The organism is Paraburkholderia sp. GAS82 (genome assembly GCF_050436285.1).
In the GTDB taxonomy this organism is placed as follows: Bacteria; Pseudomonadota; Gammaproteobacteria; order Burkholderiales; family Burkholderiaceae; genus Paraburkholderia; species Paraburkholderia phenazinium_B.
Map to the genome: position 1 here is coordinate 170,901 of NZ_JBNDLX010000008.1, position 12,879 is coordinate 183,779.

The 12,879-nt window shown below is 59.5% G+C and carries 12 protein-coding genes; 7 read left to right on the top strand and 5 right to left on the bottom strand.

Annotated elements, in window-relative coordinates:
- Window positions 1-98 precede the first annotated feature (98 nt).
- Entirely contained in the window at window positions 99-1,637 is a 1,539-nt protein-coding gene (locus tag P3T17_RS24805; RefSeq protein WP_429409369.1) for a DUF6396 domain-containing protein, read from the top strand.
- 469 nt (window positions 1,638-2,106) lie between these two features.
- Window positions 2,107-2,370 (top strand): PAAR domain-containing protein, encoded by a 264-nt coding sequence (locus P3T17_RS24810; RefSeq protein ID WP_429409229.1) that lies wholly within the window; start codon window positions 2,107-2,109, stop codon window positions 2,368-2,370.
- Between the two features lie 93 nt (window positions 2,371-2,463).
- Here P3T17_RS24810 and P3T17_RS24815 read toward each other — a convergent pair whose 3' ends face one another.
- Both P3T17_RS24815 and P3T17_RS24820 read right to left on the bottom strand, forming a co-directional pair.
- Window positions 2,464-2,790 (bottom strand): transposase, encoded by a 327-nt coding sequence (locus P3T17_RS24815; RefSeq protein ID WP_429409230.1) that lies wholly within the window; start codon window positions 2,788-2,790, stop codon window positions 2,464-2,466.
- Window positions 2,791-2,882: 92 nt separating this feature from the next.
- Entirely contained in the window at window positions 2,883-4,037 is a 1,155-nt protein-coding gene (locus P3T17_RS24820) for a serine hydrolase domain-containing protein (protein WP_429409231.1), read from the bottom strand.
- Window positions 4,038-4,206: 169 nt separating this feature from the next.
- Here P3T17_RS24820 and P3T17_RS24825 point away from each other — a divergent pair, with 169 nt between their 5' ends.
- Window positions 4,207-5,886: a tetratricopeptide repeat-containing sulfotransferase family protein gene (locus P3T17_RS24825; RefSeq protein WP_429409232.1), complete on the top strand. Its 1,680-nt coding sequence runs from the start codon at window positions 4,207-4,209 to the stop codon at window positions 5,884-5,886.
- A 105-nt stretch (window positions 5,887-5,991) separates the two neighbouring features.
- On the opposite strand, the gene argG is transcribed toward P3T17_RS24825, so the two are convergent.
- The 3 genes from argG to P3T17_RS24840 all read right to left on the bottom strand — a co-directional run bounded on the left by argG (window position 5,992) and on the right by P3T17_RS24840 (window position 9,153).
- Entirely contained in the window at window positions 5,992-7,326 is a 1,335-nt protein-coding gene (gene argG, locus P3T17_RS24830) for an argininosuccinate synthase (RefSeq protein ID WP_074263607.1), read from the bottom strand.
- 199 nt (window positions 7,327-7,525) lie between these two features.
- Window positions 7,526-7,996 carry a cyanase gene (gene cynS / locus P3T17_RS24835; RefSeq protein ID WP_074263606.1) on the bottom strand — a complete coding sequence of 157 codons (471 nt, stop codon included), beginning with the start codon at window positions 7,994-7,996 and terminating at the stop codon, window positions 7,526-7,528.
- Window positions 7,997-8,079: 83 nt separating this feature from the next.
- Complete coding sequence (locus tag P3T17_RS24840) at window positions 8,080-9,153, bottom strand: esterase (protein ID WP_429409233.1); 1,074 nt, start codon at window positions 9,151-9,153, stop codon at window positions 8,080-8,082.
- 238 nt (window positions 9,154-9,391) lie between these two features.
- Here P3T17_RS24840 and P3T17_RS24845 point away from each other — a divergent pair, with 238 nt between their 5' ends.
- The 4 genes from P3T17_RS24845 to P3T17_RS24860 all read left to right on the top strand — a co-directional run bounded on the left by P3T17_RS24845 (window position 9,392) and on the right by P3T17_RS24860 (window position 12,833).
- The gene (locus P3T17_RS24845) at window positions 9,392-9,685 is read left to right on the top strand and encodes a hypothetical protein (protein WP_074263604.1); all 294 of its coding nucleotides are present in this window, start codon (window positions 9,392-9,394) and stop codon (window positions 9,683-9,685) included.
- 336 nt (window positions 9,686-10,021) lie between these two features.
- Window positions 10,022-11,002 carry an ABC transporter substrate-binding protein gene (locus tag P3T17_RS24850; protein WP_074263603.1) on the top strand — a complete coding sequence of 327 codons (981 nt, stop codon included), beginning with the start codon at window positions 10,022-10,024 and terminating at the stop codon, window positions 11,000-11,002.
- 98 nt (window positions 11,003-11,100) lie between these two features.
- The gene (locus tag P3T17_RS24855) at window positions 11,101-12,075 is read left to right on the top strand and encodes an ABC transporter permease subunit (protein WP_083611355.1); all 975 of its coding nucleotides are present in this window, start codon (window positions 11,101-11,103) and stop codon (window positions 12,073-12,075) included.
- Window positions 12,072-12,833, top strand: coding sequence for an ATP-binding cassette domain-containing protein (locus tag P3T17_RS24860; RefSeq protein ID WP_074263601.1), 762 nt, complete (start codon window positions 12,072-12,074; stop codon window positions 12,831-12,833). The genes P3T17_RS24855 and P3T17_RS24860 overlap by 4 nt, the downstream gene beginning before the upstream one ends.
- Window positions 12,834-12,879: the final 46 nt, after the last annotated feature.

The window sequence follows — 12,879 nt, forward strand, 5'->3', positions numbered from 1 at the left end:
TCAATGCGTTGCGTATAGCCGCTGTTGCCGTGCTATTACTGGGAAGCTCGGCCCATGCAAGCACCCTGACTTCTATAGATAACAAGATAACAATTGCCATGTCCGACCTGCCACGCTACGAAAAACTGCCGCTCTTCGACCCGCACCGCAAGGACTTCGCCTGCTTATATCAGGCACAACAGGTCCCCCCCCTCGATGCGCAGTCCGAGCAGTGGTTTCAACAGGCGCTAGCGCTGGATGATCCCAATATTCCAGTCGGGAACGTCGACTACGCGAAGGTGTATTACCTGTATCGGCAAGCGGCCGAAAGGAATAACTGGAAGGCCATGCTGAACCTTGCGTCGCTGATTCTGAGCAACCGAGCCGGCGTGCCGGAACATGATCCAGAAGCCGCGATCCGGTGGGTTGAGAAAGCGATGAAGCTGGGTATCCCGGATGCCTACGACCGCATGGGAATTTATCACCAGAATGGATTGGTCAAAGGAGGTGACGCTACGAGCGCCTATGCGTTCTTCCAACGTGCGGCTGACATGGGGAGTCCATCCGCCATGACGTTCCTCGGGGAAAAGCTCGCCGGAACGTACGATGATCCCGAAGGGGAGTTCTGGGGCAATCTCCCGGTAGCGACCCAGATGTTGGAGTGTGCGATGGCGCAAGGCTATGGGCCAGCCGCATTCAAGCTAGGCTACATTTACAAGCGTCCTAATACTCCGGACGCGAAAGAAAAAGCACTTCGGGTCTTTCAGGAAGGCGTAAAGCTCGGATGTGAGAAGTGTGCAAACAAGTTGTCTGTGGAGTTTGATGGTGCTTATCTGACGGACGGCACTAGTGTGGTAAAGGCAATCGACAAAGCACGTGCCGAACGTTACGGCAAGATAGGCGATTTCCTGAAGCTTTACGATGGGCGAGTGAAACTTCCGAATCTGGACAAGGTGCTGCCGTTACCTCCGGCTCCACTCCCTAAATGGGATGGCAACATGAAAACACTGACTGACGCGGCGAAAGCGGTGACGCCGCAGTCCAAAGCTCAGCAGGGAGCAGCCTTGGAGGGCCGTGAATTCATCCCTCCAAGACATGTCGTTCTATCTCTCGAGCAAAGTGCGTTTTCGGTGACTGGCGACCAGTCTGTGCCGCGTGACGGCTACTGGCTAGCACTCTACGGTCCGGCATCGACTCCCAAAGACAGGTTGATTCCTGCGCGGGGGAACAGGCCAGAGCGCTATCTGACAGGAGAGCGCTTCGACGCATCCCCGTTCGCGTGGCTCAACGCCGATCAGGTCCAATGGCACTACCTCGGCGAGGCCTCCGCGTTGCCGCCACAGCGTGAAGATTTCCTGAAGCATATGGTCGAAACTGGATTGATACGTGAGGTGCCGGAGCTGACAAGGCCATTCCAGCGTGACGGTTATGAGATCTGTGCGAAGACTGGTATCTGGGAAGCACGGGTTGCTGCGGATCACCCGCTCGCATCCATTTATAACCGCTGGGACCAGCAGGCCTTCGTAGAAGAAGGCAGTGCATTTCCACGGGCCAGCGAACGATTCGTCGATATCGCTCCAGAGTCGGTGCGCTGGACGTATCTCGGTAGCCCGAATGCAGACACCGGTGTGCCCGGACGGCGAGAGATTGCCTTGTAGTTTCACTTCCAGTGGCTGCAGCGGACGTCGACGTATGAACAAGATCACCTATGAGCAACGTGGTTTCAGGAAGGGGCTGTTGATCGGGCTGGCAGCTTCCGTTTTTTCTATTGCCTTTTTGGGTCTGCCCATCTTCTGAGCGTCGAAAGAAGGGACGGGGCTAGGCGCTCTGCATGATTTCGCAAACAAATATTTCTACGCGTTGGTGGTCATTTAGTTCGTACTGTTCGTTGGCCTGCCAGGCTCAGTTCTATTGAAGCAGGGGCGCGTTAAAGGCCTCGCAGGTATGCTGCTGGTCGTTGTGCCGGTGGGTGGTTGCCTGTGGGTCGCGCTTTACGTCGCCGCCTTAGACTCGTTTCTCAGTTAGGCGCTTGGGGGCTTACGGCTGGAGCTAGCAGCTCCCGGTATAAGGTGCAAGCTCATTCCCGGTTTCGGTTGGACGGTCAGTTTTGTTGTGAGGAGCAACCAGATGGTCAGGCAGGTCATTGTGGTGGGTGACACGCTGGCGCCGCACGGCGGCACCGTGATCACCGGCTCGAACGTCGATACAGTGGAAGGCAAGCCGGTCGCTCGCAAGAATGACATGGTGGATTGCAAGGAGCACGGTCAGCAGGCGATCAGCGAGGGCGACGAATCGTGCATGCTCGATGGCCAACCAGTAGCACTGCAAGGCCACCACGCCGCGTGTGGGTGTACGCTCGTGAGTCGGGGCACAACACTTTCTATCGGGTAGAGACCGAACCTGGCAATGCAACGTCACGCGCGGGACCATGCGTCCCACTTTTGAAATGGGCGCTAAAGCGCTGCGCTGCCGCGGCGTCCGGTACTACTCTGCGGGCGACGGCGGCGCGCAAAACGCCTCGTATGGCATAGCCAACTCCTCGGCCACTTGCGTCAACACGCCAGAACGTCGCCATTTGAGGAAAGCGATGTAGCAGGTCTGCTGCGGGGGATACGAGGCTGGCAGGTGACTCCATTCGTGGTCATCGAAGCAGGCCCAGAGAACGGCATCGAGTATCTGACGTGCGTCCGCTCGTGGGCGACCACGGCCGGGACTGCCGGTCGGGAACAGATGCTCGATACGCGACCAATCCGCGTCGGACAGACGGGCGGGGCCAGTTGTGAACAACGCGCGCAGCGCAGCTTCAGTCATATGACCTCCCTGTCCCGATCCACTTCAGCAGCAAAAATCGGACCGCGGTGCTTTTTATGCAGGAGGCGGAGCTGTCGCTCGCAGGAAGACGTCTATTCCGGCATCGCAAGGTCGCGCTTGCCGTCCCTCGGCTCCGGCCCGATGTCCGTCGCGCCCCCTGCGGATTCGGCAAGCCACACCAGTTCCTCCATATTGTGCTGGTGCATGCTCTTTGAAGTCAGCCGGTCGTCGACCAGATTGACGACAACCAGGTCGAGCGAGGGCACCACGACGGCATATTGGCCGTGGCTACCATCGGCCCAGTAGGTTGGCCTGAGCAGCGCCACCTTCGGACCACGCGGGCCGCTTGCGGGAGTACTTGTCCACCACATGTATCCGTAGCCGCCGGTCGGGGTGTTGGAGTACGAGGCTGTCGATTCGGCAACCCACGCTGCCGGAACAATCTGCTGGTCGCGCCATCGGCCGTCATGCAGATACAGCAGGGCGAAGCGCGCCAGATCGCGAGCGCTCATGTTGAAGGGATAAGCCGGATACCGGGTGGCAAGGCCGCCCGATACGTAGTGCCCATCCGAAGGACGATAATCCTGCATGCCGATCGGATTTGCGATCTCAGTCTGCAGGGCGTCGAAGATGCGCTGGCCGGTGGCCTTTTCGTAGATTGCGCCGACCGTGTTGAAATCCCAGTTGTTGTAGTACCAGAACGTGCCCGGCGCATGGCTATAGCGCGGTGGCTTGGACGCCTCCATACCAGCGGTTTCATACACCGTCGGGTGATAAACGCCCGAGCGCGCTTCGAGCAGCATACGCACGGTTGCCTGCTTCTCGGTTGGCGTCAGGGATGGCTCGCTGTCGTCGACACCGAGTTGTGCCAACGTCTCGTCAAGATTTATCTGGCCCCGTGCGACTGCAATGCCAATCAGGGCGCTCGCGAAACTCTTGCGCGCTGAATGAAGATTCGACTTCCTTGAAACGTCGCCCCATTGGGCGACGACAAGGCCGTGCTGGACAATCATGCCGGAGGTCGATCCTTCCCGCTTTGCATAGGCGACGGCCTGGTCGATTCCTTCCTGTGAGAAGCCTGCTGTCGCAGGATCGACACGGGTCCATTCAGCACCGGGAAACGGCGATTGCGCACTGTACTGGCCGGGCACAGAGACTGGCGGCTGGTCCGTAGCACACGCGCTCAGTAACGATGCGAGCAAGACACTACTGGCGATACAACCTGCAGGTTTGATAGAGGTAGTCATCCTGTTCCTGTACTGGTTTCTGGCTGCCATCACGCCGCTCGGACAGGTGCTTTATATCACCCCGGCGTGAGCAATCTCATATACTCCCAACACGTACCAATCGCGGCCACGATCCCAATCGTGCCGTCCGTTTCCCCTCAACCACCGAAACGATGACGACGCCTTCGACATGGATTCCGTTTCGATACAGCAATATTGCGAAGTCTGGTTCAAGGAAGGTCAACGGGCGTACCAGTCCGGCGACCTGAACACCGCAGCGCAGTTGCTTGAGCGTCTGATCGCGGTCAATCCTGCACATGCCGACGCGTTGCATCTACGCGGCCTGGTCGCCTTCAACGCGAACGAGCAGGCCTCTGCAGAAGCGTGGATATCGCACGCAATCAACGTCTCCCCAAATCCGGCGTTCTACAACAGCCTGTGCATCGTCCAGTTGACGATGAAGGCGTTCACAGCCGCGGCTCAAACCGCGCGCGAAGGACTGGCGCGGCAGCCGGATTTCGCCATGCTGCACTACCATCTGGCACTGGCCCTTCAGTTCGACGGGAATCTATCGGACGCTGCCCTCCACTATCGCAAGGCAATTGAGCTTGATCCGGGCAATTCCGAGGCGCATAACAATCTTGGGACTGTCCTGAATGACCTGGGGGATCCAGAGGCGGCTCTGCAGCATGTCCGCGAAGCACTTGAACTCGCGCCAGACGTTCCGGCGGTACACAACAACCTCGGCAAAACGCTCATGTCGTTGGGCGATATGGACGGAGCGGAACTGCATTTCCGACGCGCCATCGCATTCGACTCGGAGAATTTTTCGTATTACCGGCTTCTGACTCAGAGCAAGCGCCTGTCTCTCACCGATCCATGCGTTGTCTCCATGGCCGCTCGGGTAAAAAGCGTTGACCCGCTATCGCCAACTAACCAGATGCACCTGCACTTCGCACTCGCACAGGCGCTGGACGACAACGGCAACCATGAGGAATCGTTCGAACACTTCCGGCGCGCCAATGCCATATATCGCGCCAGCATCGACTACGATGAACAACGCGCGCTCGACCTGCTCAGACGCATCCCGAGCCTGATAACGTCCGAGCTACTGGAAGCCAATCGCGGCACAGGCGCCCTCTCTCGCTCCCCGGTCTTTATCGTAGGCATGCCACGCTCGGGCTCAACGCTGATAGAACAGATCCTGGCCAGCCATCCGCAGGTGTTCGGAGTCGGCGAACGTCCCGACTTCGAAAAAGCATTGAAGACACGGATGAACCCTGGCAGCAAGATAGACATCGACGCACTCCACGCAATCGCAGCCACACCATTGACTTCAATTGGCCACGACTACCTGCACCGTATTCAGGCAGTTATCAGTAATCCTCAAGACTATCAGCGGATCATCGACAAATACCTGTTTAACTTCATCTACCTGGGCTTCATTCATCTGGCGTTGCCGAATGCCAGGTTTATCCATATCCACAGAGACCCGGTGGAAAACTGTCTATCGATCTATTCGAAGCTGTTCGGCGATATTCCGTTTGCCTACGACCTGGGTGAACTTGGCCGCTATTACCGCGCTTATGAGGAACTGATGGCGCATTGGCGAAGCATCTTGCCCGAAGGCATCATGCTCGAAGTGGAGTACGAGGATCTGGTCAATGATTTCGAGCGCAACGTGCGGCGGATGCTTGCCCATTGCGGGCTCGAATGGGATGAACGCTGCATGGCGTTTCATCAAACGAGGCGTCAGGTCCTGACCATGAGTGCGCGGCAGGTTCGCGAACCGCTTTTCAGATCGTCATTGCAGCGTTGGCGCCCGGCTGAGGTGTTGTTGCAACCTCTTCTGGATGGCTTGCAAGCCTGAAGGCCTCGCTAGGCGCGATGCGTAACACTCGTCGCGCCCTGCCAATCACAAAAGACGGCCGAACGAAGGAGGATCCTCATCCGGCCGACCGCGATCAATACCGCCTTACTCTTTATCGTCCTTCAGTTGCGGAAGCGCCAACGCCTCACCCGGCGTAAGCAGCCCCACGTCCGAATAGATAAGCAGCTTCGCACGCGTATCCGTGATGTCGAGATTACGCATCGTCAGTTGACCGATCCGGTCGCGCGGCGAGAAGGTCGATTCAACCTTCTCCATCGAAAGCCGCTCCGGCTGGTACGTCAGGTTCGGCGACTTCGTGCTCAGGATCGAGTAGTCGTTACCACGGCGCAGTTCGATCGTGACTTCGCCGGTGATCGCGCGTGCCACCCAGCGCTGCGCCGTTTCGCGCAACATGATCGCCTGCGGGTCGAACCAGCGGCCCTGATACAGCAGGCGCCCGAGACGCCGGCCGTTCTCGCGGTACTGTTCGATGGTGTCTTCGTTGTGGATGCCCGTAACGAGACGCTCGTACGCGATATACAGCAGCGCGAGTCCCGGCGCTTCGTAGATCCCGCGGCTCTTCGCCTCGATGATCCGGTTCTCGATCTGGTCGCTCATGCCGAGACCGTGACGGCCGCCAATGCGATTCGCCTCCAGCAGCAATTCGACTGCATCCGTGTACTGAACGCCGTTAAGCGCGACCGGACGTCCTTCTTCGAAGCGGATCGTGATTTCTTCTTTCGCGATCTGCACGTCATCGCGCCAGAATGCGACGCCCATGATCGGATTGACGATCTTGATGCCGCTTTCGAGGCTCTCGAGATCTTTCGCTTCGTGCGTCGCACCGAGCAGGTTCGAGTCGGTGGAATACGCCTTTTCCGCCGACATCTTGTATTCGAAGCCCGACTGGCGCATGAACTCGGACATTTCCGCGCGGCCGCCGAGTTCGTCGATGAACGCCTGGTCGAGCCACGGCTTGTAGATCTTCAGGTCCGGATTGACGAGCAGACCGTAGCGGTAGAACCGCTCGATGTCGTTACCCTTATAGGTGCTGCCGTCGCCCCAGATGTTGACGCCGTCTTCCTTCATCGCGGCGACCAGCATCGTGCCGGTTACAGCCCGGCCAATCGGCGTCGTGTTGAAGTAGGTCACGCCGGCGGTCGAGATATGGAACGCGCCGGCTTGCAGCGCGGCGATTCCTTCGGCGACCAGTTGAGCCCGGCAGTCTATGAGCCGCGCCCCTTCTGCGCCGTACTGGATCGCGCGACGCGGGATCGAATCGTAGTCGTCTTCGTCGGGCTGGCCGAGGTTAGCCGTGTACGCGTATGGGACGGCGCCTTTGATCCGCATCCAGTGCAACGCGGCACTCGTGTCGAGTCCGCCGGAGAACGCGATGCCAACTTTCTGGCCGGTCGGAAGACTTTCAAGGATTGTGCTCATGTGGAAAAACCGTTAAATCGAGTTAGAGAGAATGCTGGGCGACGTGAAAGGATCAGCGGTGCCTGACCGCCCGTAACCCTCATTTGTATCATACTCGGTCGAAACGGCTGAATTCCGGGGAGTACGTGGCATTGCGGCGCAACGCGCACTCCCGATAAATACGAGGAAAGCCGTCTGGCTGAGACGGCTACCGCAATCCTCAGAACGGCTTGGTCGGCAGATATTTACCGTCCAGCGTGATGACGGCGCGCTTACCGCCTTCAGGATCGTCGATTACCTGAAAGTCCAGCTTGAAGTTAATCGCGCTAATGATCCCGTCGCCGAGTTTTTCATGGACCAGCGCCTTTAACGTCGAACCATATACCTGCACGATCTCGTAGAAGCGGTAGATGGTCGGATCGGTCGGCACGCCGCCCGGAATGCTGCCGCGCACGGGAATGGCCTGCAGCAGACGCAGCGCGTCCTCGCCGAGCTCGAGCTTGTCGACCACCACCTTGGCCGCATCGGCCGGCAGCGGATGCTGGCCGAGCAGCGCCGCGGTAACGAATGCGAGGCTGAGGCCGGTGCCTTCGTTGATCTGCTCGAACGTCAGGTTTTTGCGCAGCTTCGCGTCCATGATCGTGTCGGTCAACGCTTCACGGGATGCCGGGCTGTGTAGGGATTGCGTCATCGCGATACTCCTTGAGGTGGAAGTCGATTGACGCAGCATATGCCGCCTAAAAAAATAGCGTCGAAGACCCGGTCCCCGTCCCTTTACGCCCCCGCCGCACTCACATGCGTATCGATCCACTTGAGGATCCAGTCCGCCACATCAAGGTTGTTCCGGTCCTGCATCATCATGTGCGTATTGCCGTGAATGCCTTCGTTCGGCAACAGCACGAGCTGCGCGCGGCCGCCGGCACGGTCCACCGCATCGACGAAAGCCTGGCAGCTTTTGAGCCGCGGAGCCCAGCGAGGAGACAGGTCGACATAGTCACCAAACAGCACGAGGATGGGCAGCCGGGTGTACGGCGCGAGATCGCCGGTCGCAGACGGGCATTCGCCAGGTTCGATGGACACGATGCCAGCAATACCCTGCGTACTGATAGCCGCCGTCTGGAACGGGTAAATGCCAGCCTGCGAGTGACTGATCAGCACCGTATGACGGAGCTGGATCGCCAGTTGCGAAAGCGCCGGAACGGTCGGATTGGGCATGCCCACCGACGGGCTCCAGTCAGGCACCATCTGCTGCCAGAGGGCCGCTTGCGCATCGACGGGAAACTGCTCGCCGGGGAAGGTCTCCGGATATTTCGGTCCGAAACGGAAGATGGCCCACGCCGATTCGTGCGACGCCGCGAACACGTTCGGCAGTTGGGAAGTCGGCGCCTTGCCGCTGCGCACGGCATTGATCGCGCTGATGTCAGTCGCCGAACGTCCGCGGTCGGACTGATCGATCACATACGTCGGATAGCCGCTCCGGACGAAATACTCCTCCCACCCCATCCGCCCGTCCGGCGTCGTCTCCCATGTCATGCCCGTCAGGCAACAGCCATGTATTAGCGTCAGCGACACCGGCTTGGCGCTCGTGGGAACCTGGTAATGAACATACATCTGGTCGACGGTGACGGTGCCCGAGGCCACGTAGTTCGGCAGCGTCGAAAGCGTGTCCGAATGCATGTCACGTCCGCCGATGAAAAAGCTCCCCTGCTTCGCAATCGACATCGGGCCGGACAGCGCGGCGGCGCGATTGGCTGGAGCCGATGCGCAGGCAACCAGTCCGACGGCGCATGCGGCCGCAACCAGCATCGTGCCAATCAGACTTGCTGTGAGCTTTCTCGTACGTACCATGCGACTGTCTCCTCGTTAGCGGTGGGTGCCTTGGCGATCAGGGCCGTCATGCGCAAAGCGCTCTGACGTTGCCCATGATTCTGGGTCGATATCGTACAACGAGCGCTTGCGGGACGTCCGTCAGCCGCTGACGTTGAAGGCTCCCGGCCGTGGATCGAAGGTGGGATTTTGAAAGCGGGACGGTCTAAAATAGTTAAATTGGCATCGGCGCCACGCAGCCGAATCGGGAGATCCCATCATGAAGATTGCGAAAGTCGTAATCGGAATAGCCGCCCTGGTTGGCGTAACCGCCGCTTATGCCGACGGGTTCGTCATCACGAGATCCATTTCGAACGGACGCGAACTGCGCCTGCTGGAGCACACCAGCGAATGCGATGGCGGCCCGGGCGCGTTCATTTACCGGCGCGGCAAGCAGATTGACCAGACCTGCAATGTCAACGTCACCGCACGAGGCGCGACGGTGATCATGCCGGCTTTCGAACCGCGCATGTTCTTCCCGCGCGACACGCTTTACGAAAACTCGAAGTCGTAGGCGGAAGGTGCGCTTGCCCGCGCGAAGTCAACACAATGACTGCGCGCAGGCAACCACCGATCAACGGTTAGAACCTCTTCACTTCCTTGCTCGAAGCCGCCGACGCTGGGGCAGCCCCCCCTTGCCCGCGAGCGCTGCGTGGCTCATCTGCCGGACGCCGGGTGCCCGTCGGACCCATGCCCTGCAATGCCGGTTCCGCGCGAACAACATTGTCATTCGCATGGCCACGGGCATCCCCCAGGCCTATACTGCCGAACAGCCGATCAACGTCGCCATGGAGCGTCAAAAGAACTCGGGCGTCGCAAGTCGGACTCAAAAAAACTGGAGGAAGACAAAATGAAGCGATTCGTTTCCCGCTGTATGGTTGCCGTCTCAACGATCATCGTTTGTTCGCTGTCGGGACTGGCGCACGCGGATGCTGCCCATCCAGTGGTGGCGCTCCTGCCCGGCGTGGTTGATCCGTTCTACTTCACAATGCATCGCGGCGCCGAGCGGGCCGCCAAGGAAGAGAACGTCGAATTGCTGTTTCAGGTTCCCAAAGAATGGAACACCAGTGAACAAGTACCGATTCTCAAGGCATTTATCGCCAAGCATCCTGATGTCCTGCTGATTTCCCCAGTCGACAAGCAACAGCTGATCGGACCGCTCAAAGAGGCCGCCGACGCCGGTATCAAGGTGATTACCGTCGACACCTATATCGGCGATGGCCATTACCAGACCGGCAAGGGCGATGCGGATTTCCCGCTGTCCTATATCGCTTCGGACAATCTGGAAGGCGGCCGTGTGGCAGCGCGCGCACTTGCCAAAGCAATCGGCGACAAGGGCACGGTCTATTGCGAAAACAACAAGCCGGGTATTTCAAGCACCGACGCGCGTGCTGAAGGTTTCGCGGACGAGATGAAGAAGCACCCGAATATCACCGTGCTGCAGACCCTTTATAACGAAGACGACGCCAACCAGGCGGCGGCTCACGTCGCCGCGGTTCTGGCGCGCAATCCGGGTCTGGCCGGCGTGTTCGGCGCCAACACCTTCTCGGGCAGCGGTGCGGCCCAAGGCGTCAAGGCAGCCGGCAAGCAAGGCGTGGTGAAAGTCGTCGTATTCGACGCAGTTCCGGGCATCGACAAGCAGATCAAGAGCGGACTCGTCGACATCGCGATTGCCCAGCGCCCGGACGAGATCGGCTACTACGGCGTCAAGTTCGCCGCCGACGTGATTCACGGTAAGAAAATCCCCACCCTCAAGAGCACGGGTTTCGAAGTTCTCGACAAGAACAATATCGACCAGCCCGACATGCAGCAATACATCTATTCGAACTAGCCAAAGCAGGCCGGCTGGAGTCGTAGATCGTCCCGCGTGCGCTGCAGCGCATGCGGGTTTTTGCTCCTGGCATTGTTCCTGATAAAGCGGATCACTTCATGGATAACTCGCGTCTCGACCGGATCGCGCTGATTACCAAGCTATGGCCGTGGCTGTTCCTCGCCGCCTTGCTCGTCTTTTTCGAGGTGTATGCGCAGGTGTCGGCACATCGGTCGTTTGTGTTGAACGCCTACAACCTGCAATCGATCGGTCTCGCCGCCGCTGCCCCGCTGCTTCTGGCCATTGGCCAGACCTTCGTGATCATCACAGCCGGCATCGATCTGTCCGCGGGCTTCGTGATGGGACTCGCGGCCGTCTGCGTCGCACAGTTCACGTTGTTCGGCAACGGCTCGCCATGGATCCTGCTCCTGTCTATCCCGCTCACCGTTGTGGTCTGCCTGATTCCAGGTCTCGTCAACGGTGTGCTGATTGCGTGGCTGCGCGTGCCGGCTTTTATCGGCACGCTCGGCATGTACGGCGTGGCGCGCGGCGCAGGCTTTCTCGCTGCCGGCAGCGGCATGACGGTCTCGGTGGACAACCCCGGCCTCGTCTGGCTCGGCGCCGGCTGGACGCCGGTGTTGCTCACTGCCGTGTTGCTGGTCATCATGCATCTGCTGCTCTCGAAAACGCGCTTCGGCCAGTATACGTACGCGATCGGTGGCAATCCGCAGTCCGCGGTGCGGGCGGGGATCAATGTCAAACGTCATCTGCTCGTGGTGTATGTGATCGCCGCAGCGTTCGCCGCGGTCGGTGGGATCATCTATACGGCGCGTTTTGCTGCAGGCGCAGCCAACGCCGGCGAGCCTATGTTGCTCGATTCGATCGCTGCAGTGGTGATCGGTGGCGCGAGCCTGTTCGGTGGGACGGGCAATGTTGTCGGGACGCTGATCGGTGCGCTGATCATCGCGGTGATCCAGTTCGGCCTGGTGTTTATCGACGTCAACGCGTTCTGGCAATTCATCGTGGTGGGCATCGTCATCATCCTGTCGGTGCTGATCGATCAGTACAAGGACCGTCTCGGAGGTGCGCAATGAGCACGCCCATCCTTGAGGTACGCGACATCTCGATTCGCTTTGGTGGTGTCGAGGCGCTCAGGAACGTGTCGCTGCAGCTGATGCCGGGCGAAGTGCTGGCGCTTGCCGGCGACAACGGCGCGGGCAAGTCGACTTTGATCAAGATCATCTCGGGCGTGTACCGGGCCGATCAGGGCGAGCTGCTGTTCGACGGCGCGCCGTTGCAATTGCGTGATCCGCAAGACGCGCGCGCCCAAGGGATCGAGACGATCTATCAGGATCTCGCGCTCGCGGACAACCTCGACGTGGGCAGCAATATCTTCCTTGGACGCGAACCGACACGCAGGCAACTCGGCTTCCACGTGATCGACCGCCCTCGCATGGCGCAGGTCGCGCGCGAGGTGCTGGAGCGCCTCGACATCGTGATTCCCGAACGCAAGCTCGGCGGTCCTGTGAAGATGCTCTCCGGCGGCCAGCGCCAGGCCATTGCAATAGGCCGGGCCATTTACTGGAACGCCCGCGTGCTTATCATGGATGAGCCCACCGCCGCGCTCGGCGTGCCCGAGCAGCGCAAGGTCATGGAACTGATTGCGACGCTGAAGACGCAAGGCGTGTCCGTGATCCTGATCTCGCACAATCTGCACGATATCTTTGCAATCGCGGATCGCATCGTCGTGCTGCGGCGTGGCGAAGTGGCCGGCGAGCGTCAGGTCGGGCAGACCAATGGCGATGAGATCGTGCACCTGATGGTCGGCGATACCTACGTGAGTCCCGGATAGGGAGCACAGACAGATGGCGCCGATCCGGTCACTTCATGCGCACTTC